At 69.0% G+C, this 25,135-nt stretch carries 27 protein-coding genes; 14 read left to right on the forward strand and 13 right to left on the reverse strand.

The genetic code is table 11. The features are described from left to right. Positions 1-44 precede the first annotated feature (44 nt). The gene (locus NLX83_RS13945) at positions 45-1,544 is read right to left on the reverse strand and encodes an FAD-dependent monooxygenase (protein WP_254235250.1); all 1,500 of its coding nucleotides are present in this window, start codon (positions 1,542-1,544) and stop codon (positions 45-47) included. 111 nt (positions 1,545-1,655) lie between these two features. Between NLX83_RS13945 and NLX83_RS13950 the strand changes: the two genes are divergently transcribed. The 7 genes from NLX83_RS13950 (at position 1,656) to NLX83_RS13980 (ending at position 7,127) form a co-directional block, all read left to right on the forward strand. Further along, positions 1,656-2,135: a MarR family winged helix-turn-helix transcriptional regulator gene (locus tag NLX83_RS13950; protein WP_254235251.1), complete on the forward strand. Its 480-nt coding sequence runs from the start codon at positions 1,656-1,658 to the stop codon at positions 2,133-2,135. A gap of 113 nt (positions 2,136-2,248) precedes the next feature. Further along, a complete protein-coding gene (locus NLX83_RS13955; RefSeq protein ID WP_254235252.1) occupies positions 2,249-3,466 on the forward strand; it encodes an NADP-dependent isocitrate dehydrogenase in 1,218 nt (405 codons plus the stop codon). 174 nt (positions 3,467-3,640) lie between these two features. Continuing rightward, positions 3,641-3,955, forward strand: coding sequence for an SH3 domain-containing protein (locus NLX83_RS13960; RefSeq protein WP_254235253.1), 315 nt, complete (start codon positions 3,641-3,643; stop codon positions 3,953-3,955). 27 nt (positions 3,956-3,982) lie between these two features. Next, complete coding sequence (locus NLX83_RS13965; protein ID WP_254235254.1) at positions 3,983-4,615, forward strand: LysE family translocator; 633 nt, start codon at positions 3,983-3,985, stop codon at positions 4,613-4,615. A 61-nt stretch (positions 4,616-4,676) separates the two neighbouring features. After that, entirely contained in the window at positions 4,677-5,765 is a 1,089-nt protein-coding gene (locus NLX83_RS13970) for a helix-turn-helix domain-containing protein (RefSeq protein ID WP_254235255.1), read from the forward strand. Further along, the gene (locus NLX83_RS13975; protein WP_254235256.1) at positions 5,762-6,289 is read left to right on the forward strand and encodes a hypothetical protein; all 528 of its coding nucleotides are present in this window, start codon (positions 5,762-5,764) and stop codon (positions 6,287-6,289) included. The genes NLX83_RS13970 and NLX83_RS13975 overlap by 4 nt, the downstream gene beginning before the upstream one ends. A 34-nt stretch (positions 6,290-6,323) precedes the next feature. After that, on the forward strand, positions 6,324-7,127 hold the full coding sequence (locus NLX83_RS13980; RefSeq protein WP_254235257.1) for an exodeoxyribonuclease III: 804 nt from the start codon (positions 6,324-6,326) through the stop codon (positions 7,125-7,127). A 154-nt stretch (positions 7,128-7,281) separates the two neighbouring features. Here the strand turns inward: NLX83_RS13980 and NLX83_RS13985 are convergent, their stop codons facing one another. Then, complete coding sequence (locus NLX83_RS13985) at positions 7,282-7,878, reverse strand: hypothetical protein (protein WP_254235258.1); 597 nt, start codon at positions 7,876-7,878, stop codon at positions 7,282-7,284. Positions 7,879-7,991: 113 nt separating this feature from the next. Here NLX83_RS13985 and NLX83_RS13990 point away from each other — a divergent pair, with 113 nt between their 5' ends. The 4 genes from NLX83_RS13990 to NLX83_RS14005 all read left to right on the forward strand — a co-directional run bounded on the left by NLX83_RS13990 (position 7,992) and on the right by NLX83_RS14005 (position 13,056). Further along, positions 7,992-10,493 (forward strand): bifunctional FO biosynthesis protein CofGH, encoded by a 2,502-nt coding sequence (locus NLX83_RS13990; RefSeq protein ID WP_254235259.1) that lies wholly within the window; start codon positions 7,992-7,994, stop codon positions 10,491-10,493. Positions 10,494-10,661: 168 nt separating this feature from the next. Next, positions 10,662-10,940, forward strand: a complete 279-nt coding sequence (locus tag NLX83_RS13995; protein ID WP_254235260.1) for a hypothetical protein — start codon at positions 10,662-10,664, stop codon at positions 10,938-10,940. Between the two features lie 22 nt (positions 10,941-10,962). Beyond that, positions 10,963-11,997, forward strand: coding sequence for a tryptophan--tRNA ligase (trpS, locus tag NLX83_RS14000; protein ID WP_254235261.1), 1,035 nt, complete (start codon positions 10,963-10,965; stop codon positions 11,995-11,997). 36 nt (positions 11,998-12,033) lie between these two features. After that, entirely contained in the window at positions 12,034-13,056 is a 1,023-nt protein-coding gene (locus NLX83_RS14005) for a YhjD/YihY/BrkB family envelope integrity protein (protein WP_254235262.1), read from the forward strand. Here the strand turns inward: NLX83_RS14005 and NLX83_RS14010 are convergent. The 6 genes from NLX83_RS14010 to NLX83_RS14035 form a co-directional block, all read right to left on the reverse strand. Next, positions 13,031-13,753, reverse strand: coding sequence for an ESX secretion-associated protein EspG (locus tag NLX83_RS14010; protein ID WP_254235263.1), 723 nt, complete (start codon positions 13,751-13,753; stop codon positions 13,031-13,033). The genes NLX83_RS14005 and NLX83_RS14010 overlap by 26 nt on opposite strands. 2 nt (positions 13,754-13,755) lie before the next feature. Further along, complete coding sequence (locus NLX83_RS14015; RefSeq protein ID WP_254235264.1) at positions 13,756-14,841, reverse strand: hypothetical protein; 1,086 nt, start codon at positions 14,839-14,841, stop codon at positions 13,756-13,758. A 16-nt stretch (positions 14,842-14,857) separates the two neighbouring features. Beyond that, positions 14,858-15,436, reverse strand: coding sequence for a DUF3558 domain-containing protein (locus NLX83_RS14020; protein WP_254235265.1), 579 nt, complete (start codon positions 15,434-15,436; stop codon positions 14,858-14,860). 20 nt (positions 15,437-15,456) lie between these two features. Then, positions 15,457-15,843, reverse strand: coding sequence for a hypothetical protein (locus tag NLX83_RS14025; RefSeq protein WP_254235266.1), 387 nt, complete (start codon positions 15,841-15,843; stop codon positions 15,457-15,459). 148 nt (positions 15,844-15,991) lie between these two features. Continuing rightward, the gene (locus NLX83_RS14030; RefSeq protein ID WP_254235267.1) at positions 15,992-17,242 is read right to left on the reverse strand and encodes a D-alanyl-D-alanine carboxypeptidase family protein; all 1,251 of its coding nucleotides are present in this window, start codon (positions 17,240-17,242) and stop codon (positions 15,992-15,994) included. 75 nt (positions 17,243-17,317) lie between these two features. Then, entirely contained in the window at positions 17,318-18,577 is a 1,260-nt protein-coding gene (locus NLX83_RS14035) for a D-alanyl-D-alanine carboxypeptidase family protein (RefSeq protein WP_254235268.1), read from the reverse strand. Between the two features lie 60 nt (positions 18,578-18,637). Between NLX83_RS14035 and NLX83_RS14040 the strand changes: the two genes are divergently transcribed. Both NLX83_RS14040 and NLX83_RS14045 read left to right on the forward strand, forming a co-directional pair. Beyond that, positions 18,638-18,883, forward strand: coding sequence for an SCO4848 family membrane protein (locus tag NLX83_RS14040; RefSeq protein WP_254235269.1), 246 nt, complete (start codon positions 18,638-18,640; stop codon positions 18,881-18,883). A gap of 26 nt (positions 18,884-18,909) precedes the next feature. After that, entirely contained in the window at positions 18,910-19,257 is a 348-nt protein-coding gene (locus NLX83_RS14045; protein WP_254235270.1) for a hypothetical protein, read from the forward strand. Positions 19,258-19,259: 2 nt separating this feature from the next. On the opposite strand, the gene NLX83_RS14050 is transcribed toward NLX83_RS14045, so the two are convergent. The 5 genes from NLX83_RS14050 to sdhC all read right to left on the reverse strand — a co-directional run bounded on the left by NLX83_RS14050 (position 19,260) and on the right by sdhC (position 23,442). Then, a complete protein-coding gene (locus NLX83_RS14050; RefSeq protein ID WP_254235271.1) occupies positions 19,260-19,877 on the reverse strand; it encodes a GNAT family N-acetyltransferase in 618 nt (205 codons plus the stop codon). A gap of 122 nt (positions 19,878-19,999) precedes the next feature. Next, positions 20,000-20,815 carry a succinate dehydrogenase iron-sulfur subunit gene (locus NLX83_RS14055; RefSeq protein WP_254235272.1) on the reverse strand — a complete coding sequence of 272 codons (816 nt, stop codon included), beginning with the start codon at positions 20,813-20,815 and terminating at the stop codon, positions 20,000-20,002. Continuing rightward, entirely contained in the window at positions 20,815-22,566 is a 1,752-nt protein-coding gene (gene sdhA, locus NLX83_RS14060) for a succinate dehydrogenase flavoprotein subunit (protein WP_254235273.1), read from the reverse strand. Before sdhA ends, NLX83_RS14055 begins: the two co-directional genes overlap by 1 nt. Positions 22,567-22,588: 22 nt before the next feature. Continuing rightward, a complete protein-coding gene (gene sdhD / locus NLX83_RS14065; protein ID WP_254235274.1) occupies positions 22,589-23,008 on the reverse strand; it encodes a succinate dehydrogenase, hydrophobic membrane anchor protein in 420 nt (139 codons plus the stop codon). Next, positions 23,008-23,442 (reverse strand): succinate dehydrogenase, cytochrome b556 subunit, encoded by a 435-nt coding sequence (gene sdhC / locus NLX83_RS14070; protein WP_254235275.1) that lies wholly within the window; start codon positions 23,440-23,442, stop codon positions 23,008-23,010. The genes sdhD and sdhC overlap by 1 nt, the downstream gene beginning before the upstream one ends. Before the next feature lie 515 nt (positions 23,443-23,957). On the opposite strand from sdhC, the gene NLX83_RS14075 reads away from it, so the two are divergent. Beyond that, a complete protein-coding gene (locus tag NLX83_RS14075) occupies positions 23,958-25,094 on the forward strand; it encodes a BMP family lipoprotein (RefSeq protein WP_254235276.1) in 1,137 nt (378 codons plus the stop codon). The last annotated feature ends 41 nt before the right edge of the window (positions 25,095-25,135 follow it).

Genomic DNA, 25,135 nt, shown 5'->3' on the forward strand with positions numbered 1-25,135 from the left:
CGGCGGGGCCGTGGTGGAGGGCGGATCCACCGTTCGGTTGATGCTCAGCGGGCCAGGACCGTGCGCAGCGCGGCTTCGAGGTCACCCTCGCCGCGCCAGGCGACGAACCCGTCCGGCCGCACCAAGACGGCTCCGCTAGTGCTCACCCCGTACCGGTCAGGATCGTCGACCTGGTGCACGGCCAGCTCGACGCCCAGTGCCTCCGCGGCTTCGGCGGCTCTACCGTCCCAAGTGGACTTGTTGGCCAGCAAGACAAAACTCCGGCCGAAAATGTCCACAGTGGACTCGCTGTAGGGGACGTGCGAGCCGGGGCGGCCGGTCGGCTCCGCCGGGTCCTCGAACAGCGCGCCGTCGTCGTCGGCCTCGCGCACGATGGCGCCGGTGGGGTAGCGGTAGCCGAGCATCATCTGCTCGGGCGCGATCGGCTCGGCCTCGCTGCCGTCCGCGAGGTGCGGGCTGTTGCGCTGGACCATGTTCGCGTACTGCTGTTCGACCAGCACGTCCGCGTAGGGCCGCCGTTCCGCGTCGTGACTGTCCAGCAACCCTTGTCCCGCTTGGCCTTTCACCACCATCGCCAGCTTCCACGCCAGGGAGAAGCCGTCCATGATCGCGCTGTTGCCGCCCATCGCGCCGTGCGGTGGCATGGTCCGGACGGCGTCGCCGATCAGCTGGACGCGCCCGGCGCCGAACCGGTCCGCGACCAGCACGGAGGTCGTGGTGCGGCTGTTCCAGGCCAGCAGTTTCGGCTCCAGGTCCGGGTGGCCGGTGGCGATGCGGATCAGCTCGGTCCACCGCCGCTCGTCGATGTCCTCGACCTCGCCTACGCCGAAGGTGAAGCGGTTGCGGTCGTCGGTGCTGGTGAACACCCCGCCACCGCCCGGCAAAGCGGGATTTTGCAGGTAGAACAACACGTTCCGGCCGTCGAAGGCGTCACCGAGGTCGGCCTCGAAGACCGCGCTGATGCCCTCGCCGAGCACGCCGCGCCCGTGCCTGCCGATGCCCAGCCACTCGCGGACCGGGCTGCGGTGGCCGTCCGCGCCGACGACGTGGTCGGCGCGCACCTCGCGGATCGTCCCGGTGGTCAGGTCGCGGAGGACGACGGTGACCCCGTGGTCGTCCTGGGCCAGCGATTCGACCTTCGTCGAGAACCGCACGTCCGCGCCCAGTTCCCGGGCCCGCTCCAGCAGGATGACCTCGGCCTTCTCCTGGCTGACGTTGGCCCAGGCGTTGCGGCTGAACGCGCTGAAGTCCGGTGACTCGCCCGCGAGGATCGTGTGGAACACCGGTCCCGCCGTGGTGGCCGCGATCTTGATCGTCAGTCCGGGGTCCGCTGGCTGCGCCGCGCGGAACGCGTCGTCGACGCCCGCGATCCGCAGCGCCTGCATCGTGTGCGGGAACTGGCCGCGCGCCTTCGGGTGCTGGGCCGTGCCCGCGTGCTTGTCCACCACCAGCGGCCGCACCCCGTGCAGCCCGAGGAACATCGCCGCGGACAACCCGGCGAGCCCCGCCCCGATGATCAACACGGGCGCGTGTTCCTGCGACATCGGCAACTCCCCTGTCGTAATATGGTCCTGTCAGTCGGATATCTCGACCCGCAGTAAATCTCTATGGGCAGGATATCTCGATGGATCGAAGTATTGGGTCGGGAGGGGTCGATGTCAAGCGGTGCGTCCTCGCGCGCGGAGCTGCTCGCCGAGATGGAGGGGGTCATGCGGGACAACGCCTCCAGGGGGTTGCTCATGCACCAGGCGATAGCCGACCGCTTCGGGCTCGGCCCGACCGACATCAAGTGCCTCGACCTGGCCCGCGAGGAGGAGAACCTGACCGCGGGCAAGCTCGCCGAGATCACCGGGCTGAGCACCTCCGCGGTGACCGCGCTGCTCGACCGGCTGGAGAAGGCCGACTTCATCGAGCGCCGCCGCGACCCGAGCGACCGCAGGCGGGTGTTCGTCGTGTCCACCGGCAGGCGCGAGGCCGAGACCGCGCGGGCGTTCGCGCCGCTGAGGGAGCTGATGCTGCGCGGGCTGGAGGGCTACGGCGAGGACGAGCTGCGGCTGATCCGCGACTTCCTCCGCGGCATCACCGACGGCGTGACCGAGATCGTCCGGCGGTACCGGGCTGAATCGGGCCGTTGAAGTCGGCTGGCAGGCCGGGAGCGGCCAGCATCACACTGGCCGGGTCAGGCGGTGGGCGCGCATAGCAGTACGCTTGTCCCGCTTGCACCGTCGCGAGAGGAGCGCTCCGCCGTATGAGCAAGATCAAGGTCCAAGGCACTGTCGTCGAGCTCGACGGCGACGAGATGACCCGGATCATCTGGCAGTTCATCAAGGACAAGCTGGTCCACCCGTACCTCGACGTGAACCTCGAGTACTACGACCTGGGCATGGAGCACCGGGACGCCACCGACGACCAGGTCACCATCGACTCGGCAAACGCGATCAAGCGCCACGGCGTCGGCGTCAAGTGCGCCACCATCACGCCGGACGAGGCGCGGGTCGAGGAGTTCGGCCTGAAGAAGATGTGGCGCAGCCCGAACGGCACCATCCGCAACATCCTGGGCGGCGTCGTCTTCCGCGAGCCGATCATCATCTCCAACATCCCCCGGCTGGTCCCCGGCTGGACGCAGCCGATCATCATCGGCCGCCACGCCCACGGCGACCAGTACAAGGCGACCGACTTCAAGGTCCCGGGCCCGGGCACGCTGACCGTGACCTTCCAGCCCGCCGACGGCTCCGAGCCGATGGAGTTCGAGGTCGCCCAGTACCCGGAGGGCGGCGGTGTCGCCCTGTCGATGTACAACTACCGCAAGTCCATCGAGGACTTCGCGCGCGCGTCGTTCAGCTACGGCCTGCAGCGCAACTACCCGGTCTACATGTCGACCAAGAACACGATCCTCAAGGCCTACGACGGCATGTTCAAGGACGTGTTCCAGGAGATCTTCGACGCCGAGTTCAAGTCGGACTTCGACGCCAAGGGCCTGACCTACGAGCACCGCCTCATCGACGACATGGTCGCCGCGGCCATGAAGTGGGAGGGCGGCTACGTCTGGGCGTGCAAGAACTACGACGGTGACGTGCAGTCCGACACCGTGGCCCAGGGCTTCGGCTCGCTCGGCCTGATGACGTCGGTGCTGATGACCCCGGACGGCAAGACCGTCGAGGCCGAGGCCGCGCACGGCACGGTGACCCGGCACTTCCGCCAGCACCAGGCGGGCAAGCCGACCTCCACCAACCCGATCGCGTCCATCTACGCCTGGACCCGGGGCCTCGCGCACCGCGGCAAGCTGGACAACACCCCCGAGGTGATCGGCTTCGCCAACGCGCTGGAGCGGGTCGTCATCGAGACCGTCGAGAGCGGCAAGATGACCAAGGACCTGGCCCTGCTGATCGGCAAGGACCAGCCGTGGCAGACCACCGAGGAGTTCCTGGCCTCGCTGGACGAGAACCTGCAGAAGAAGATGGCCTGACCACCTTCTCCTCGCCGAGGGCCGTCCCCACCAGGGGGCGGCCCTCACGCGTTGTGCCCCGGCTGCCCCCAACGGGTGGAGCTGACCGGTTGCCCGGGTGCACTTCGCGCGCTGATCTTCGCAGCTCAGGCAGGTAGGAGCTATACCAGGAACGGGACCGATCTTGGAGGAACCGTGTTCCTGTTCCTACGTCCACTTCTGCTCATCGGCGCGGCCGTCGCGGGCTTCATCTTCCTGTCGAACATGGGCGCGGCACCCCAACCACCCGAACTCACCGGCGGCGCCCCGCGCTGCGACTTCAAGGTCACCGCGGACCTGCTCAACGTGCGGTCCGGCCCGAGCACCCAGTACCCGGTCACGGCCAAGCTCCGCCGCGACGCGCTCACCCCGGGCACCGTCGAGCTGGACAACGGCTTCCGCAAGCTCGGCAACGAGCGCTGGGTCGCCGACCAGTACCTCAGCCCGGACAAGCTCAACACCTGCCGCTGACCAGGGGTTCCATGACATGGTGAGGCCATGTCCCTCTTCGACGGCACGACGCTGGCCACCTACGTGGCCGCGTGCTTCGCGCTCGTCCTCGTGCCGGGCCCCGCGCAGGCCCTGGTGCTCGTGCGCACCGCGAACGGCGGGCGACGCGCCGGTGTGCTGACCACGCTGGGCCTGAGCATCGGCACCCTCGTGCACACCGCCGCTGCCGCCATCGGGCTCTCCGCGCTGCTCGCGGGCTCGGCCGTGGCGTTCTCGATCCTCAAGTACCTCGGCGCCGCGTACCTGGTCTACCTCGCCTATCGCGCGTGGCGGGACGGCTCCGAGCCGGTTTCGGTTGCCCCGTCGGGCATTCCTGGCCGCAAGGTGTTCACCAGCGCCGTGCTGACCGGGGTGCTCAACCCGAAGACCGCGCTGTTCTTCCTCGCGTTCCTCCCGCAGTTCGTGCACCCGGAGCGCGGGTGGGTGGTGCTCCAGTTCCTGGTGCTCGGCCTGGTCCTGGCCGTCGTCGGGGTGCTGACCGACTGCGTGCTCGCGGTCGCCGCGGGCGCGCTGACCACCCGGCTCACCCGGAACCGCCGCTTCCACCAGTGGCGGCAGCGGGTGACCGCGACCGTCTTCCTCGCCCTCGGCGTCCGCCTGGCCCTCACCGAGCAGTCCTGACCTGAGGCTGACATGCGTGCTTGGGTGTTGCATCCATGAACGCATGTGCAAAAATCGCACTATGGCTGCTGAGGCATGGGCTCGCATCGGTGAACGGATCCGCTCCGCGCGGGTCGGTTCCCAGCACACGCAAGACGAGGTGGCGAAGAAGCTCGACATCGACCGCTCCTCGGTGGTGCGACTGGAAGCCGGGCAGCGCAAGATCTCGGCCCTGGAGCTGGCTGCGCTGTCCGAGCTGTTCGACGTCCCGCTGACGTACTTCCTCCGCGAGTCGCCAGCCCCGGTGGTCTCGCGCAGACAGCGACTGGCCGACGACCCCGACGCCGCCGCGCGCACCGTGTGGCGACTCGACGTCGACCTCGAGTCGCACGCTGACGACCTCGGCTTCCTCGCCGAGCTGGGCCTGATCGACCAGCTGGCTGTCTCTTTCGGATGCGTTGACGCGGACAAGCTCGCCACTGCCGCGCGGGAGCACCTCGGGATTCCGCACGGTCCGCTGCCTCCGCTTGCCGAGGTCACCGAGCGTTTCGGGCTGTACCTGCTGGTGGTCGACCGCGACGTCGACGGCGCTTCGATGTTGCTCGACGAGCCCGTCAGCGTTGGCGTGGCCGTCATCGGCGGTCAGGCCGATCCGGGTCGTCGGCGTTTCACCGCGGCTCACGAGCTGGGACACCATCTCCTGGGTGATGCGTACAACTCGGACGTCGGCGGGAGCCACGACGACCGCGAAGCCCTCATCGACGCTTTCGCCCGTGCTTTCCTGCTTCCCGAATCCGATCTCCGGTCGGAGTGGCGCACGGTGGGCGGTGACGAGGACGAACAGTGGCGCGCTCTGCTCCGCCTTGCTGGCCGCTACCGGGTGTCGTGGAGCGTCGCCGTCCAACGCGCCCGCGAACTCGGTCTGATCAGCCCCGAAGTCGCGCGAGTGCTCCGCCCGCGCTGTCCGGTGCGCGGTGACTTCTTCGCAGAGTTGGGTGTGGCGCCCGATGAGGACCTGAAACTGGGTGCCACCGGGCCCGCGTGGAAACGGGCGGTGCTCCGGGCCTACGAGCGTTCGCTGATCACCGGGAACCGAGCGCTCGAACTTCTGCACGGAGCGGTCAGCAGCAAGAACGACCTGCCGCTGCGCGAGGTGGACGAGACTCCATGAGCAGGACACTGGTCTGGGACGCCTCCGCCCTGCACCACGCGGCGGACGCCGACCGGCTCGACGTTCTCGGTGACCTCGCACGAGGACCTTCAGAGGGCCCGTGGCGCAATCTCACGACCGCCGCTGTCGTGGCGGAGATGCGACGCAACAACCTTGTTGTGCGGCAGGACTGGCTGGAGGTCGTCCACGTTGACGAACCGGACGAGTTGCGCTCGGTGCTGACCTGGGCGCGGCGGCTCGGTGCTGGTGATCGGGATCTTGGAGAGACCACCGTGTGCGCGTGGGCGGACGTCCACGGCGGAGCGACCGTGATCGACGACAAGCACGCGAGGCAGACCGCGAAGGCGTTCGGTCTGACCGTCCACGGAAGGCTGTGGGTGATCGCCGAAGGCATCAAGGCCGGGCGTTCGACCTCGTGCAGCGCCAACGCGCTCGTCAACCGGTTGATCGGCAGCGGGGCGAGGTTCCCGTTCCGCGAGAACGGCTTCGAGGAGTGGGCTGCGAAGGCCGGGCTGCTCGCCTGACAGTGGTGTCGGGGGGCGGGGTTACGCTCGCCGGGTGCTGACTGTGTCGACCGTGAACGTCAACGGGATCCGCGCCGCCGCGAAGAAGGAGAACGGCCTCGTCGAGTGGCTGGCGGCCACGTCGGCCGAGGTGGTCTGCCTCCAGGAGGTCAGGGCCGAGCCGGGGCAGATGCCCGCCGAGGTGCGCGAGCCGGAGGGCTGGCACGTGGTGCACGCCCACAGCGACCAGAAGGGGCGCAGCGGCGTCTCGATCCTCACCAGGCAGCAGCCGGAGGCGGTGCGGATCGGCTTCGGCGCCAAGGAGTTCGAGCACAGCGGCCGCTACGTCGAGGTGGACCTGCCGGGTCTGACGGCGGCCAGCCTCTACCTGCCGAGCGGCGACGTGGGCACGCCGCGCCAGGATGAGAAGGAGCGCTTCATGGACGCCTTCCTGCCCTACCTGGTGAAGCGCAAGCGCGCGGCGAAGCGGCAGGGGCGCGAGGTCGTGGTGTGCGGCGACTGGAACATCGCCCACCGCGAGATCGACCTGAAGAACTGGAAGGGCAACCAGAAGGAGTCCGGCTTCCTGCCGGAGGAGCGCGCGTGGATGGACCGCGTGTTCGACGAGGCGGGCTACGTCGACGTCTTCCGGAAGGTGCACCCGGAGGGCCCGGGGCCGTACTCGTGGTGGTCCTACCGCGGCAAGGCCTTCGACAACGACTCCGGCTGGCGCATCGACTACCAGATCGCCACGCCCGGCCTGGCCGACCGCGTCAAGGAAGCTCGCATCGAGCGCGCCGACACCTACGAGGCGCGCTGGTCCGACCACTCCCCGGTCACAGTCACCTACGACTTCTAAACGGGCTACCTACGACTTCTAGGGTTCGACGGTCTTCACGTACGCCCGACCCCCGCCAAGACCGTCGTCAACCGCCACGAACCTCGTCACCCGGAGGGGGTTGGAGGCGGTTTTCGGTTGCCGCGGGTGGGGTTCGCTGTACTTGAAGACCGGCCTACGGGTCGACCTCGAAGCGGCGCAGGACGTGGCCGTAGCCGACGTGCCGGTCCAGCGGGCGGGCGATCACGCACACGCCGGTCGCCACGTCCAACCGCACGGTGAAGCGCTTGGCCGGTTTGTGCGGCGGCTGCTGCACGTGGCCGCGCGCGCCGTCCAGCAGCGGGCAGCACGGGCAGAGCGGGTCGTAGTCGTCGGTCGGCTGGACCACCGCGTCGAGCATCTTCCGCCCGCCGGAGCTGATCATCGCGAGGTGCTTGAAACGTAACGGCCCAGGCAGGGTCTCCGGGTCCTCGCCGGGCCACGACCAGCCGAAGCCGTCCGCGAGCTCGCGCGGTGCCAGCAGCGACGGCCCGTGGTAGCTGTCCCACATCGGCACGCCGAGCCGCGGTTCGAGCAGGTCCTCGCCCGCCTCCCGCTCCACCCAGTCGCCGTCGGTCCAGTCCGCCACCCGCACCCAGCCCTCGCGGGTCAGCTCGATCCGCTGGCGGCGGTCCCGGACGTCGTCCCGGAACACGTCCAGCTCGAAGCGCAGCCGCGACCAGCCGCGGGGAGTCTCCCTGGCCAGTCTGCGGAAAAGTGCGGTCTCCGTCACATCTCGCGACTCTGCCCCAGGGATGCCCGCCGGGCGAGGACGACGCACCGGAATGAGCTGAAGTGGTGATCATCGCAGGGTAAATCGGCGTAACGCCCACCTAGGGTGTCAAAGTGAGCGAAACTCAGCGGCCCGAGCCGGTGCCCTCTGACGCGGCCGTGCGCCGAGCCCTGCGCAGGGCCCGGGACGGCGCCACCCTCGATGTCACCGAAGCCACGGTGCTGCTCTCGGCGCGCGGCGAGCACCTGGACGAGCTGCTGGCCGCGGCGGGTACCGTCCGCGACGCGCACCTCGCGGCCGAGGGGCGCGCGGGTGTGGTCACCTACAGCCGCAAGGTCTTCATCCCGCTCACCCGGCTCTGCCGGGACCGCTGCCACTACTGCACCTTCGCCACCGTCCCGCACCGCGTGCCCGCCGCCTTCCTGGAGCGCGACGAGGTGCTCGCGATCGCCCGCGAGGGTGCCGCGGCGGGCTGCAAGGAGGCGCTGTTCACGCTCGGGGACCGCCCGGAGGAGCGGTGGCCGCAGGCGCGCGAGTGGCTCGACGCGCGCGGCTATTCGTCCACTGTGGACTATCTGCGCTCGGTGGCGATCGCCGTGCTCGAAGAGACCGGGCTGCTGCCCCACCTCAACCCGGGAGTGCTGAGCTGGGAGGAGTTCCAGCGACTCAAGCCGGTCTCGCCGAGCATGGGCATGATGCTGGAGACCACCGCGACCCGGTTGTGGAGCGAGCCGGGCGGGCCGCACTTCGGCAGCCCGGACAAGGAACCCGCGGTGCGGCTCCAGGTGCTCACCGACGCCGGGCGCGTCGGAGTTCCGTTCACCACGGGCATTCTCATCGGCATCGGGGAGAACCTGACCGAGCGCGCGGAGTCGCTGCTGGCGATCCGGCAGAGCGCGCGCCAGTACGGCCACATCCAGGAAGTCATCGTGCAGAACTTCCGCGCCAAGCCGGACACGGCGATGCGCGGGATGCCAGACGCCGACCTGCACGAGCTGGCCGCGACCGTGGCCGTCGCACGCCTGCTGCTCAGCCCCGGGGTCAGCGTGCAGGCGCCGCCGAACCTCATCGGTGATGAGCACGAACTGTTGCTGCGCGCGGGGATCGACGACTGGGGCGGAGTTTCGCCGATCACTCCGGACCACGTCAACCCCGAGCGGCCGTGGCCGCACATCGACTCGCTCGCCTCGCGTACCGCCGCTGCCGGGTTCGAGCTGAAAGAGCGGCTCACGGTCTACCCGCGTTATGTCAGGGCGGGCGCGCCGTGGATCGACCTGCGCGTCGCCGGACACGTTGGCGCGCTTGCGGAATCGGACGGGCTCGTGCGCGCTGGAGCGATCCCGGTCGGCAGCGACTGGCAGGAGCCGGACGGCGGATTGGAGTCCACCGGTCGCACTGATCTGCACGCCAGCATCGACACCGAGGGCCGCACGCAGGATCGTCGCGCGGACTTCGACAGTGTCTACGGGGACTGGAACGAGCTGCCCGTCATCGCCGCGCCCGAGCGGCTCGACGGGGACGTGCGCGCCGGGCTCAAGATCGCGGAGTCCGATCCCGCGGCATTGCTCGACGAAGCGAATTCCGTTGCGGCGCTTGCGTTGTTCACCGCCGAGGGGCCTGCGCTGGAGGAGCTGACGAAGCTCGCCGATCAGCTCCGCGCGAGCGTTGTCGGGGACGACGTCACCTACGTGGTGAACCGGAACATCAACTTCTCCAACGTCTGCTACGTCGGCTGCCGGTTCTGCGCGTTCGCCCAGCGCGAGCGCGACGCCGACGCCTACCGGCTCTCCGCGGAGGAGGTCGCCGACCGCGCGCAGGAGGCGCACGAGGCCGGAGCCACCGAGGTCTGCATCCAAGGCGGCATCGACCCCAGGTTGCCGGTGACGGGCTACGCGGACCTGGTGCGCGCCATCAAGGCCAGGGTTCCGGGGATGCACGTGCACGCCTTCAGCCCCATGGAGATCGTCAGCGGCGCGTCGAAGGCCGGGGTCAGCGTCGAGGAGTGGCTGACCGAGCTGCGCGACGCGGGGCTGGACACGATTCCGGGCACGGCGGCGGAGATCCTTGACGACGAGGTCCGCTGGGTGCTGACCAAGGGCAAGCTGCCCGCGAAGACCTGGATCGAGGTCGTCAGCACGGCGCACCGGCTGGGCATCCGGTCCAGCTCCACGATGATGTACGGCCACGTCGACCATCCCGGGCACTGGCTGGGACACCTGCGCACGCTGGCCAGGATTCAAGATGAGACCGGCGGGTTCACCGAGTTCGTGCCGCTGCCGTTCGTGCACCGCAGCGCGCCGATCTACCTCGCGGGCCTGGCTCGCCCCGGGCCGACGCTGCGGGACAACCGGGCCGTGCACGCCATGGCGCGGCTCGCCCTGCACGGCCGCATCCCCAACATCCAGTGCTCGTGGGTCAAGCTCGGCGACGAGGGCACCGCGCACATGCTCAACGGCGGCGCGAACGACCTCGGCGGGACGCTGATGGAGGAGACGATCAGCCGGATGGCCGGCTCGGAGCACGGGTCGGCGCGCACGGTCGAGCAGCTGGAGCGGATCGCGGCCTCGGTCGGCCGGAGGGCGCGGGAGCGTACCACCACGTATCTGCATTCATGATCCAAATGGGGGTGACACGCCCTCAAACCGTGACCGCTACGCTCAGCCGCCGTTACCAACGCGTTGCCTGACACCTCTCCACCCGGGGCGGCGCGTTGGGTAGTTTCTCGGCCGTGTCCGTGGTTTCCCCCACAAGGGCGGGGAACCTCCGTCAAGGAGGCACTTGAGTTGCGCAGCCGGATCGCTCGACGTGCAGCGCGTTTGTCCACCGTGCCCGCCGCCGCGCTGGTCGGCGTCCTCACCGCGGGCAACGCGTCCGCCCAGGGGGCGCAGATGAGCCTGGCCGCACCCGGTCTCTCCGCGAGCCTGGTGCCGATCACCGCTGTCGGCCTCGGCATCGGTGGCCTGCTGCTGGGCATCGTCCGCCGCAAGAAGAACGTGGCGGTCATCGACCCGGCCAACGAGCTCCGCGAGCCCGAGATGGTGGGATCCGCCGTTCCCCGCTGAGCGGTTCTGCGAGAATCCTTCCGTGGCAAGCCCGACGCAGACCCAGGACCAGGCCGCCCGTCGGCCGAGGGTGCTCTCCGGCATCCAGCCGACCGCCGACTCGTTCCACCTCGGCAACTACCTGGGCGCGTTGCGGCAGTGGGTCGCCATGCAGGACACCCACGAGGCGTTCTACTGCGTGGTCGACCTGCACGCGATCACCGTCGAGCAGGACCCGAAGCAGCTCCGCCAGCGCACCAGGGTCTCCGCGGCCCAGCTGCTGGCCCTGGGCATCGATCCGGCCCGCTCCACGTTGTTCGTGCAGAGCCACGTGCCCGAGCACGCGCAGCTGGGTTGGGTGATGCAGTGCCTGGCCGGGTTCGGCGAGGCCAGCAGGATGACCCAGTTCAAGGACAAGTCCGCCCGTCAGGCCGCGGACCGGGTCAGCGTCGGCCTGTTCACCTACCCGATCCTCCAGGCCGCGGACATCCTGGTGTACCGGGCGAACGAGGTGCCGGTCGGCGAGGACCAGCGGCAGCACCTCGAGCTGACCAGGGACCTGGCGCAGCGGTTCAACTCCCGCTACGGCAAGACGTTCGTGCTGCCCGAGGCCTACATCGTCAAGGACACCGCCAAGATCTACGACCTCCAGGACCCGACCTCGAAGATGAGCAAGTCGGTGCCCGCGGGTGTGGTCGAGCTGCTGGACGAGCCCAAGGCCAGCGCGAAGAAGATCCGGTCGGCCGTGACCGACCTGGAGCGCGAGATCCGCTACGACACCGAGAAGAAGCCGGGGATCAGCAACCTCCTGGTGATCTACTCGGCGCTGACCGGGCGCGCGGTCTCCGAGCTGGAGCAGGCGTACGAAGGCAGGGGTTACGGCGATCTGAAGAAGGACTTGGCCGAGGTGGTCACGGACTTCGTCACTCCGGTGCGCGAGAAGGTCCGCGGTTACCTGGACGATCCGGCCGAGTTGGACAAGATCCTGCTGGGCGGCGCCGAGCGTGCGCGTGAGGTGGCTTCCAGGACATTGGAGGCCGTCTACAAGCGGATCGGTTTCCTCCCTCCCGCGAGCTGATCTGCGGGCGGCACACCGTCGCGGTAACTTCCGGTAGTGGCTGAACAGGCGAAGCCTTCCTGGTTCGAGCGCAAGCGGAAACAGCACCGCTGGTTCGACCACCTCATCCGCTCCGGCGGTCGCTACATGGACAACTACGGCGACCACTACGCGGCGGCGATCACGTACTTCTCGATCCTCGCGATCGTGCCGCTGCTCATGGTCGCCTTTTCCGTCGCGGGCGTGATCCTCGAAGGCGACGCGGTGCTGCTGGCGCAGTTCAAGGCGGAGATCGTCGCGGCTCTGCCCCGCGGGGCGGACAGTTCCGTGGACGGCATCCTCAACACCGTGCTGGCCGAGCGCCGGACAGTGGGCTACTTCGGTTTCGTCGTCGCCCTGTACTCGGGCTACAGCTGGATGGTCAGCCTTCGCGACGCGCTGACCGCGCAGTGGGGGCTAGCGCGGCCGGAGCTGCCGTTCCTGCGCACGATCCTGAAGGACCTGCTGGCGCTGGTCAGCCTCGGCGTCGCGCTGCTCATCTCCATCGGTATCACCGTCGCGGGCAGCGGCATGGCGGAGACGGTGCTCGGTTGGGTGGGCCTCGCGGACCAGGGCTGGGCGCAGGCGTCGATCCGGGCGCTGAGCATCGTGCTGTCCCTGGGCGCGAACTGGCTGGTGTTCCTGTGGGTGCTGGCGAAGCTGCCCCGTAAACCAGTGACCTGGCGCAGCGCGATGCGTGGCGCGATCTTCGGCGCCATCGGCTTCGAACTCCTCAAACAGGCCGGTGCGCTGTACCTCAGCCAGGTCACCAAGTCCACGACCGGCGCGGTGTTCGGCTCCATCCTCGGTCTGTTCATCTTCGTGAACCTGGTGGCTCGCCTGCTGGTGTTCTCGGCCGCTTGGACGGCGACCGCCCGGGACAACGCGCCCGCGCCGGTGGAGAAGGCGACCCCGGCGCCCGCGGTCATCCAGCCGATCGTTGAGGTCCACGGCCGCCCGAGCCCGAGGGCGGCTGTCGGCCTGCTCGGCGTCGGTCTGTTGCTGGGCAGGCTGCTCAGGTTCCGGCGAACAGGTCGTTGAGCTCGCGCGCCAGCACCACGGAGTCAGCGGGAGCCACGGTGAGGTAGTCGCCGCGTTTCAGGGTGAGATAACGGCCGGAGTCGTTGTCGTGGAAGCCCACGACGCGCGCCGCTCGCTCACGGCTGCCGTGTGAAGTCCGCCACGTCGCGCAGAACTGCCCCCTTCGGGTGACGCCTTCGCACATCGACACGAGCACGCGCGCATCGGTGCTCGGCAGCCCGTCGCGGATCAACGCCTCCGCGATGTCCGTCCCGCGGTAGCTGCGCCCCGCCGCTTCAAAGCTCGCGATCGGCACGCTCACGGAGACACCGCGCCCCGCCGGTGCTTCCGGGAGCACCGCCACCATTCGCCCGGCCGGATCGGCGGGTGGAAGCGACCGCAGAGCACAGCCGCCGTGCGACAGGACCGCGAGGACGGCGTTGTCCCCTTCGGAACTGAACAGCGCGCGGACTTCCCCGTCCAGCCACGCCCGCAGTTCCAGTGCACGGCGTCCGATCGCGAGCGTTCGCAGCCACCCCTGCACCGCCGCCGTGGGAACACCTCGCTCGGTCAGCTCCGCCCAGGTCCGCCGCACGATCTCCGCGCGCTCGGCGTGCGTCGTCCCGGGGGAGGGGACGTCGAGGACCAGCGGCAGCTCGCCGAGGCACGCCGACTCCCACAGCACGTCGAGCTCCACCCCGGTGAGCCGGACGTCCACGGTCAGTCCTCACCGATGACCGGCGGCGGGACGAGCCGTTCGTCATCGAAGAGATCACCGCCGGGCACCCAGTACTTCCGCTGGTGTTCGGAGTCCTCCACCCGCTGAGCGCCGCTCGCCGGTTGCAGAAACCCTTGCTGCCCAGGCGTTCCCGCCGAGCGCGGCGTCGCGCCGTGCGCTGCTGTTGCTCCGGTTGTCCCTCTGCCCGGCGTGATGTGCGGACTCGGATGCCCGCCGCCACCTCCCGGGCCCTCGCCAACCAGTCCGCCTCCGGTACCGACGATTCCTCCTCCGCCGCTTCCGTTGGGCAAGCCGTCTCCTGGCTTGCTCCAGACGATCTCGTTGCGATCCGGCGGGATGATCGGGTTCGGCCCGGGAGTCGGTGTGTGCGTCGGTGTCGGTCGCGGCCCCGGCTGAACACCGCCATCGGGAGGCGGATTCGGCGTGGGCTGGCCTCCACCTGAGCCTCCCGATCCGCCACCACGCACTCGCGGCGCCGTGCGCGGCGCCCCAGGGGGTACCTGGGGTGCCGGAGGTGGGGCGATCTCGGTGTTGAGCACGATCTTCGGCACCGGGTGCAACGCGGGCATACTCGCGACCCGCTGCCGCGTGTAGCTCGTGTGCTGCTCCATGATCTCTTGCGCCCGCCGCTCCGCATTCCGCGCTTCGGCTTCCCGCTGCTGCCAGTCCTGGATCTGCTTGAGCACATCACCGACCGGATTTCCCGTCGGCTGCACGGGTTTCGGCCCCGCGTTCGGCACGGGCGGCACGTTCTTCCGCGCCCAGTCCGAAGTCCCCGCCTGTCCCATCGTGCTGTTCCGCGAAGTGAAGCTGGTCAGCCGAAGACCATCGGTGTACTGCCGCAACGACTGCATTCCCGCCGTCGCTTTCGTCGCCGCCTCGCCCTTCCACACGCCTTCGGTTCTGCCGAGCGCTCCGGCGACCGCGTCGACCGACTTGATGAGGGCGCTGTTCATCGACTCCAGCGTTCGTTCAGCCGCGACGCTGCTCTTCGCGCCGCCCCCGGCGTGCACCCAGTCCCAGATCTGTTGGTGCGCAATGCCTTTCCAGCGAACGTCGAAGTTCATCGTTCCCCCGCAGCGGCTATTTCCGGGCAAGCAGTGTCTGCATTGCCAGCTCGGCAACTCGTTTCGCTTCGACGCAGTACGGCTCAGGGCTGGTGCCTCGTTCGCCGCGGGGGTTCGAGAGAACGTCGAGGTATTCCCCGTTGGTGACGTCGACGAGCACCTGGCAGTCGTCCCTGAGCTGTTTCCCGGTTATCTCAAGAGCTGGGAAACCGGCGACGGTGATCTTGTTGGTGGAGCTGAGCCCGGCCTGCCGGTCCGGGGTGAACCACTCGGTGATGTCCTCGTTGACGACGAGGGAGATCAGGGAGCCGTAGTTGGGCGATGACCCGAATGTGTTGCCAACACTGCACTGCGCCTCGCCGAGGCGGTTGCCCGTGTCAGGCAACCGGGTCTTGCTGTACCTGAGCTGCGCCAGTTGCTGGTCTGTGAGCACCTGGCAGGGATCGACACCCTTGAGAGAGATCTCGCGCGGGCGGGGTGGAAGTGGCCGATGCGTTCCCGTGGTGGTGGGAACTGAGGTCGCGGTGGTCGACGGTGCGCCCTGTGGAGTGCCGCCACAGGCTGTCGCCGAAACGAGCAGGGCGAGGCAGGTCATCAACAGTGCTGGTCGCCCAATCACGGTTCGAGACCTCGTTCCAGCAAGGCGGCATTGGTTTGTTCGGTCATGTTGTAGTGCTTCGCGGCGGCTATAAGGGCCGCGCGGTGCGCTTTGTATTCCCCGACCAGCTGAGTGAGAACGTTGACCAGCGACAGGGCATCGTCGATGAAGTGCTTGTTGAACAGGCGAGTGGCTTCCGCGCTGACCGGGTCGCCGAGCCAGGGCTGCTGGATTTTCAGGTCACGTCGGGCGCGCTCGATCTCCTTGCTGAGGATCTCGGCCTGGTGGGCGAAGGTGGCGGCCAGCTCGGGGATCATGTGCGGCTCGACGTCGATCGTCTGGGCTGGTGGTGCGGGTGGCGGTGGGCGGCGGCCGGAACCTCCGCCGTCGTGCACTGCGACCATCTTCGGCTCCCCCGTGTGCCGACTTCAGTGAAAAAACTCTAGCGGGGGACGTTTTGCCACAGTGGCAAAATTCGGGAAAGCTAGGGCGAACGCCAAAGCGCCCTATCGGGAATTAGGCCGATAGGGCGCAAAGCACAAAATGGGGGAATTAGCTCGCGGCTCGTGCGCGTGCGCGCCGTGCTTTCTTCTTGCGCAGGTACAGCAACAGTCCCATCAGGCCGAGCACGCCCGCGACGGCGGTGAGCGGGCCGCCGACGTTGCCGAAGGCGGTCGGCGCGGCGCTGGGGTCGATGCCGTCGGCGGTGCCGTCCGGCTTGGCCTGGCGGTTGGTGACGACGTTGTTGTCGCCGGGGGCGCGCTCGACGAGCTGGCCGACCGGCTTCACGTCGGGCTTCATCGCGAAGCCGTAGTCGAGCAACCGGGCGCCCTGCTGCCACGCCTCCACCGGCTGCTTCGGGGTGAACAGCACGACGGTCACCAGGCGGCGGCCGTTCTTGCTGGCGGCGCCGACGTAGGTGTGCTTGGCGTCGTCGGTGAAGCCGGTCTTGCCGCCGAGCGCGCCGGGGTAGTTGGCCAGCAGCTTGTTGTCGTTGAAGACGTCGACGTCGGGCTTGCCGTGCTGGCCGGGGACGATCATCTGCCGGGTCTTCACGGCCTCGGCGAACTCGGTGTTGCGCATGGCGGCGCGGAAGATCAGGGCCATGTCGTAGGCGGAGGTGCTCATCCCGGGCCCGTCGAGGCCGTTGGGCGTCGCCGCCCTGGTGTCCAGCGCGCCGAGGCCGCGGGCGACGCCGTTCATCTTCTTCAGCCCCTCCTCGACACCACCGGGGCCACCGATGGTGCGGGCCAGGGCGTAGGCCGCGTCGTTGCCGGACTTCATCAGCATCGCGCGGACCAGCTGGCGGACGGTGTACTTGCCGCCGGTCACCAGGGGCACGCAGGTGCACTCGCGGCTGGTGTCGTCCTTGGTGGCGGTGATCGCGGTCTCCGGGCTGAGCTCCTGGAGCGCGGTCAGCGCGGTGAGCACCTTGATCGTCGAGGCCGGGCGGTGCCTGCCGTGCGGGTCGTGCGCCGCGAGCACGGCCCCGGTGTCCAGGTCGGAGACGATCCACGAGGCCGCCACGAGCTGCTTGGGCAGCGCGGGAGCCTTGTCGGGGAGCACGTCACCGCACTCGGCCAGGCGGGGGCCGCCGACCGGGCGCTCCGGCACGGGCAGCGGGGCGGGGGCGGTCTTGCCCGGCGGGGGGCGCTCTGAGGTGTCCACCGGCGGCGCGGGCACGCTGCGGTAGGAGCACGCGTTGGCCGGGTTCGACTGCGCGAGCGCCGCGGGGGCTGCGGTCAGCAGCGCGCAGACCGAAATCACCAGCGCGGCAACGGGGCGATCAGCGGTGAGACGCACGCAGGCAGGCTAGCCACCCCGTCCAAGCGCCGATAATCGGGTTGGCTCTACGCAGTCACCCGGTCGCGGTGCGTATCAGGCCCTGGAGCGCCTGGACCGCTTCTTCTGCAGGTAGATCAGCAGAGCGGCGACGAGCAGCACCCCCGCCGAGATCGTGAGCGGACCGCCGACGTTGCCGAAGGCGGTCGGGGCCGCGCTGCTCGGGTCCATCACCGCTTCACCGTTGGGGTCGCGCACCGCCTGGACCGGGGTCTCCGGGGTGGAGCTGGTGCCCGGCGCGCGCTCGACGAGCTGGCCGACCGGCTTCACGTCGGACTTCATCGCGAAGCCGTAGTCGAGCAGCTTCCCGGCCTGCTGCCAGGTGGCGACCGGCCGGGCCTCCGCGCGCAGCAGCACGGTCACCAGGCGGCGGCCGGACTTCGACGCCATGCCGACGACCGCGTTGCCCGCGTTGGCGGTGAAGCCGGTCTTGCCGCCGATCGCCCCGCTGTAGCTGGTGAGCAGCTTGTTGTCGTTGGTGATGGTGAACGCCGACTTCGACCCGGTCATCGGGAAGTTCGCCGAGCGCGCCCTGGTGATCTCGCTGAAGTTCTCGTTGCGCATGGCCGTGCGGACCATCAGCGCGATGTCGTAGACCGAGCTGCTCATCCCGGGGCCGTCCCGGCCGGAAGCCGTGGCCACGCGGGTGTCCAGCGCGCCGATCTGCGCGGCGAGCGCGTTCATCTTGGACAGCGTCGCCTCGGTGCCGCCGAGCTGGCGGGACAGCGCGCTCACCGCGTCCACCGCGGAGTCGACCAGCAGCATGCCGCGCAGCAGTTGCTTCACCGTGTACTTGCCGCCCGCGCCGAGGCCGATCTTGTCGCCCTCCTGCTCGGTGTCCTCTTTGGTCACAGTGACCGAGGCGTCCATGTCCAGTTCCTGGACGGCGGCCATGGCGGTGAGCACGGTGATGGCGGAGGCAGGGCGGTGCCGTGCGTGCGGGTCGTTGGCCGCGAGCACGGCGCCGGTGTCCAGGTCGGCGACGATCCACGAGGCCGCGTTGACCTGGCTGGGGACCGAGGCGGCCTTCTCCGGCAGCACGTTGTCGCACTCGCCGAGCCGTGGGCCGCCGACGGGCCGCTCCGGGACCGGGAGCGGGGCCGGAGCGGGCTTGCCAGCCGGAGGCTGCTCCGCGGAGTCGACCGGGGGCGGGGGCACGTTCTGGTTGCCGCACGAGGGCTGCTGCCGCTGGACGTGGGCGGGCGACGCCCATGCCGGACTCAGCACGGCCGCTGTCGAGGCCATGCAGACGGAGACCACCAGCGCCGCAGCGAGGCGGTGGGCGGTGAGACGCACGGAAGGCAGGCTAGCCACCCCGCGCCGCCCGCGGTAGGCGAAGCATCGGATACTTCATTGGTGAAGCTCACCCGCCGCGCCTCGGTGTTCCTGCTCGCATTCGGGGTGTGGACCTGGCTGATCTGGCCGAACTTCATGGTGAACATCGCCAAGGACGACAGGGCCTTCACCGACAGTGGCGCTCCCACCACGTTCTTCACCGTGCATTTGGTGCTCGTTCTCACGTCTCTGGCGCTGGGAACTGTGATCGGCGTCATCGGCTGGCGGGGCTTCCGCGCTGACCGGGCGGCGCGCAAGACCGACTGACTCCCCACCACCACAGGAGATCAACCGTGGAGTTCCTCCGCCTCGTCCTCGTGTTCCTGCACCTGCTCGGCATGGCCGTGCTCGTCGCCATGCTGCTGCTCCAGCGCAGGACGGCCCCGGACGGCCCGCTGAACAAGGGCTGGTTGCACGGCAGCCTGCTCCAGCTGGTCACCGGCCTGGCCCTGGTCGGCATCGCCGAGATGGGCGAGCCGCCGGTCAACCACGCCAAGGTCGGCGTGAAGCTGGTGGTGCTGCTGGTGATCCTCGGCCTGGTCGCGGTGAACGTGCGCAAGGAGAAGTTCGCTGGCTGGCTGGTGCCGACGCTCGCCGCGCTTGTGGTGCTCAACACCGGCGTCGCCGTGTTCTGGGTCTAGACCTAGCGCGGCTCCCGCCAGAACGTGATCAGCTCGGGACCGTTGGGCAGGGCGACCTTGCCGTGCACCTCGCAGCCGAGCCGCTCGAAATAACGAATCGAATCGTGGTTCGAGGTTTCGAAATACAGCGGTAGTCCCTTTGCATCGCAACGGTTGACCACCGAACGGAGCAACCGGGCGCCGACCCCCTTCCCCGTGCGATCGGGGTCGGCGCCGATGAACCGGCCGTACCAGTGCGCGTCGCGCGGCCGGGCCGCCTCCAGCAGTTCGAACCCCTTCAGCACCGCCGAAGTGCGCCCACCGGCGATCACGGCCAGCCGGAGGCGGAGGAGGAGGTCGCCGGGCAGCGCGGCGCCCAGCGACGTGCCCTCGCCCGGGTGCAGGCCCGCGCCCTGGAGCACGCTGTCGCGCTCGGCCACCTCGATGCCGCCGAGCCGGAAGTGCTCGTCGCGCGCGTTCAGCGCGAAGAACCTCGGCAGCTGCCTGCGCCTGCGCCCGTCGCCGGGAAACATCCACGCCATGACCGGGTCGTCCTGGAATGCCCTGCCGAGGACAGCCGTGATCCTCGGCAGGTCCGCTCTGGTGGCGGCGCGAACGACGAGTCCCCCTGTGCTGGCCATGCTCCACCGATAGTGCCGAGTCAATCCTTGGTCAACTACGGCGCGAGGAATTCGGTATCCACATATAGAAAAACGGGCCGTCACCGCGGAACTGCGGTCACGGCCCGTTTCCGTTTCGCGGGTCAGCGGCGGAACAACAGCGCGCGCTTGACCTCCTGGATCGCCTTGGTGACCTCGATACCGCGAGGGCAGGCGTCCGTGCAGTTGAAGGTCGTGCGGCAGCGCCACACGCCGTCCACGTCGTTGAGGATGTCCAGTCGCTCCTCGGCGGCCTCGTCGCGGCTGTCGAAGATGAACCGGTGCGCGTTGACGATCGCCGCCGGGCCGAAGTACGAGCCCTCGCTCCAGAACACCGGGCACGAGGTCGTGCAGCAGGCGCACAGGATGCACTTGGTGGTGTCGTCGAAGCGCTCGCGGTCCGCGGCGGACTGGATGCGCTCCTTCGACGGCTCGTTGCCGTAGTTGATGAGGAACGGCTTCACGGCGCGGAAAGCCTCGAAGAACGGCTCCATGTCCACCAGCAGGTCCTTGTGGACCGGCAAGCCCTTGATGGGCTCGATGGTGATCGTGGTCTGCTTGCCCTTCTTCATCAGGTCCTTGACCAGGACCTTGCAGGCGAGCCGGTTGACGCCGTTGATGCGCATGGCGTCGGAGCCGCAGATGCCGTGGGCGCAGGAGCGGCGGAACGTCAGCGTGCCGTCCAGGTACCACTTCACGTAGTGCAGCAGGTTCAGCACGCGGTCGGTCGGCAGCGCGGGGACGTCGAAGGTCTCCCAGTACGCCTCGCCGTTGTTCTGCTCCGGGTTGAGCCGGTAGAGCTTCACCGTGACGACCGTCGAGCCCTCAGGTGCCGGGGGCCGAGCGCCCCTAGCGCCTGAGGACGCCTCCGCTGTGCCGATGCTCGACCCCGCAAGCGGGTCTTCGGTAGTCGCAGTCATCAGTACTTACGCTCCATGGGCTGGTACCGGGTGATGGTCACCGGCTTGTAGTCGAGGCGGATGTCCGCCGTCAGACCCTCACCGTGCTTGTAGGCCATGGTGTGACGCAGGAAGTTCACGTCGTCACGGGCCTGGTAGTCCTCGCGCGCGTGGCCACCGCGGGATTCCTTGCGGGCCAACGCGCCCTGCACCAGGATCTCGGCGAGCTCCAGCAGGAAGCCGAGCTCCACGGCCTCCAGCAGGTCGGTGTTGAACCGCTTGCCCTTGTCCTGGATGGAGATCCCGGCGTAGCGCTCCTTGAGCGCCTGCACGTCGGTGAGCGCCTGCTTGAGCGTCTCCTCCGTGCGGTAGACCGAGGCGTTGAGGTCCATCGTGGTCTGCAGCTCGCCGCGGATGTCCGCGACGCGCTCGCCGCCGTGCGCCGAACGCATCGACTCCACCATGGACTCCACCAGCGCCGCCGGGGTCTCCGGCAGGTCGACGTGCTCGCGGCCGAGCGCGTACTCCGCGGCGGCGATGCCCGCGCGGCGGCCGAAGACGTTGATGTCGAGCAGCGAGTTGGTGCCGAGGCGGTTGGCGCCGTGCACCGAGACGCACGCGCACTCACCGGCGGCGTAGAGGCCCGGGACGATGTTGTCGTTGTCCCGCAACACCTCCCCGCTGATCTTGGTGGGAATGCCGCCCATGGCGTAGTGCGCGGTCGGGTACACCGGCACCTGCTCGGTCACCGGGTCGATGCCGAGGTAGGTGCGGGAGAACTCGGTGATGTCCGGCAGCTTCGCGTCCAGCACCTCGGCGCCCAGGTGGGTCAGGTCGAGGTAGACGTAGTCCTTGTGCGGACCGGCGCCCCGGCCCTCGCGCACCTCGGTGGCCATGGCGCGGGCGACCATGTCGCGCGGCGCCAGGTCCTTGATCGTCGGGGCGTAGCGCTCCATGAAGCGCTCGCCGTCGGCGTTGCGCAGGATGCCGCCCTCGCCGCGCGCGCCTTCGGTGAGCAGGATGCCCAGGCCCGCCAGGCCGGTCGGGTGGAACTGGTAGAACTCCATGTCCTCCAGCGGCAGGCCCTTGCGGAAGATGATGCCCATGCCGTCGCCGGTCAGGGTGTGCGCGTTCGAGGTGGTCTTGAAGACCTTGCCGAAGCCGCCGGTGGCGAACACGACGGCCTTCGCCTGGAAGACGTGGATCTCGCCGGTGGCCAGTTCCAGCGCGACCGCGCCGGTGCAGACCGGGCCGTTCTCGGTCTCGGTCATGCAGATGTCGAGCACGTAGTACTCGTTGAAGAACTCGATGCCGTGCTTGACGCAGTTCTGGTACAGCGTCTGGAGGATCATGTGCCCGGTGCGGTCCGCCGCGTAGCAGGCCCGGCGCACGGCGGCCTCGCCGTGGTTGCGGGTGTGCCCGCCGAAGCGCCGCTGGTCGATCCGGCCCTCGGGGGTGCGGTTGAACGGCAGGCCCATCTTCTCCAGGTCCAGGACCGCGTCGATGGCCTCCTTCGCCATGATCTCCGCGGCGTCCTGGTCGACCAGGTAGTCACCGCCCTTGACCGTGTCGAAGGTGTGCCACTCCCAGTTGTCCTCCTCCACGTTGGCCAGCGCGGCGCACATGCCGCCCTGCGCCGCGCCCGTGTGGGACCTGGTGGGGTAGAGCTTGGTCAGCACCGCGGTGCGGGCCCGCTGGCCGGACTCGATCGCCGCGCGCATGCCCGCGCCGCCCGCGCCGACGATCACGACGTCGTACTTGTGGAACTGCATCGTCTCTTCTCCCCGTGCCCGCTCAGTGCCCGATGTTCGGGTTGAAGGTGAACAGCGTGTAGGTCCCGAGCACGACGGTGAGCACCATCGAGACGGTCAGCAGGACCTTCAGCCAGAAGCGGGTGCCGTCCCGGCGGGCGTAGTCGTTGATGATCGTGCGCAGGCCGTTGCCGCCGTGGATGGCCGCCAGCCAGAGCATCGTCAGGTCCCAGACCTGCCAGAACGGGGAGGCCCAGCGGCCGGCGACGAAGGCGAAGTTGATCTTGTGAACGCCACCGTCGAGGAACAGCATGATGAAGAGGTGGCCCAGCACCAGGAAGACCAGCACCATGCCGGAGATCCGCATGAACAGCCAGCTCTGCAGCTCGAAGTTGCTGCGCCGGGCGGGCTTGCGCTGCTGGTGGTGCGGGGAGCGCGGCGCCGCGAGGTTGGGAGCGGACATCAGCTACCTCCGAGCAGCATCGAGAGCGCCTTGCTGACCAGGTAGTAGGTGCCCGGGATCATCACGACCAGCCACAGGACGATGATCGTCCAGAGCATCGGGCGCTGCAGCCGGGGGCCCTTGGACCAGAAGTCGACCAGCATGATCCGCACGCCGTTGAGCGCGTGGAACAGGATCGCCGCGACCAGGCCGAGCTCGAACAGGACGAAGAACGGCTCCTTGTAGAGGGAGATGACCTCGTCGTAGGCGTCGGGGGAGACGCGCACCAGCGCGGTGTCGATCACGTGGACGAAGAGGAAGAAGAACGTGAGGACGCCGGTGATCCGGTGCGCGACCCACGACCACATTCCCAGGTCTCCGCGATAGAGCTTGCCGCCGCCCCGGGACCTGGTCCCGGAGCTGGGCGCCCCCGCCGCGGCGGTGGTGCTGGCCATGGTGGACTGGCCTCCAACATCGCTGGTGGATGAAGGCCCGCAGTCCGAGGGGGATACCCGAATCACGGACCCCGGCTCCGGCGTTCGTCACGGAGCCTTCGATTCGGGGAATGCTAGCCCCGAGCGCGCGCCGGGACCCACTTGGCACAGGGCTGTGTGATCGAGCAGACAGGCTGGTCCGCCGAGGTCGCCGGGAACTTAGCGTCGCCTTAGTTGATCAGTGCTGGGCCGGACGAGCGGTTTCGAATTCGAAGATCTTGGCGCCACGTGAAACGCGTTCGGCAATTGCCCGCAAACGTGTCCGGGCGTTGACCGCGCGTGTTCACCGGGCCCGGCGTCAAACGATTCGGTCACGTCGGCCACTTCGGGGGGCGGCATTCTCAGTACCGGCGGGTACGGTTGCGCGTCCGATATTCCCCGGCAACGCCGCCGTGGCCCGAAGTGTTCGGCCAGGCTCGCCGCCCGGGGTTGCGCTGCTCTTCTGAGCAGGGAGGGAGACACACGCCGTGCGTCGTATGCGTGGCACCGTTCTGGCGGCCGTGGCGGTTACCACCGCCCTGACGCTTGCCGGTTGTGCGAAGGACTCTGGTGCCCCGTCCGGCGGTGGCAACGCTTCCGGCAGCGAGTGCAAGCTCGCGCCCAAGCCGCCAGCCGCCGTGGCCAGCACCACCGCCGCGAAGACCCCCGAGAAGGCCGACGGCAGCGCCCTGAAGGTGGGCCTGGCCTTCGACATCGGCGGCCGAGGCGACGCGTCCTTCAACGACTCCGCCGCCGCTGGGGTCGACAAGGCGGTCGCCGAGCTCGGGGTGAAGAAGGAGAACGTCAAGGAGCTCTCCGCGGGCCCGAACGAGGCCGAGAGCGCCAAGCAGACCCGGATCCGCCAGCTCGCCTCCGACGGCGTGAACCCGATCATCGCGGTCGGTTTCGCCTACGCCGACGCGCTCAAGGCCGTCGCGCCGAGCTTCCCGAACACCAAGTTCGCGATCGTCGACGCCACCGTCGAGGGCGCGACCAACGTGACCCCGCTGGTCTTCGCCGAGGAGCAGGGCTCGTTCCTCACCGGCGTGATCGCCGCGTACAAGTCGAAGAAGTGCAACGTCGGCTTCGTCGGCGGCGTGGAGACCCCGCTGATCCAGAAGTTCGAGGCGGGCTACTACCAGGGCGCCAAGGCCGCGGCGCCGGACATCAAGATCGCCAAGAAGTACCTGACCCCGGCGGGCGACTTCACCGGTTTCCAGGACCCGGCCAAGGGCAACGCCGCGGCGCAGGGCCTGGTCTCCGGCGGCTCCGACGTGCTCTACCACGCGGCGGGCGCCTCCGGTAAGGGCGTGTTCACCGCGGCCAAGACGGCGGGCGTGTCGGCCATCGGCGTCGACTCCGACCAGTACAACCAGAAGACCGTCGAGCAGGAGAGGGACGTGATCATCTCCTCCATGCTCAAGCGGGTCGACGTCGCGGTCTTCGACTACCTGCTGGCCGTGGCCAAGAACGACCTGACCAAGCTGCCGAAGGTCTTCGACTTCAGCGTCGGCGGCGTCGGCTACTCGACCTCGGGCGGCAAGATCGACGCCGACCTGCAGGCCGTGCTCGAGGGCTACAAGGCCCAGATCGTCTCCGGCCAGATCAAGGTTTCGGACAAGCCGACCAGCTGATTCCGGCGAGATTCTGATATGAGCTACGGGCCCGGAGGGGT

This window comes from Allokutzneria sp. A3M-2-11 16 (assembly GCF_024213555.1).
Lineage (GTDB): Bacteria > Actinomycetota > Actinomycetes > Mycobacteriales > Pseudonocardiaceae > Allokutzneria.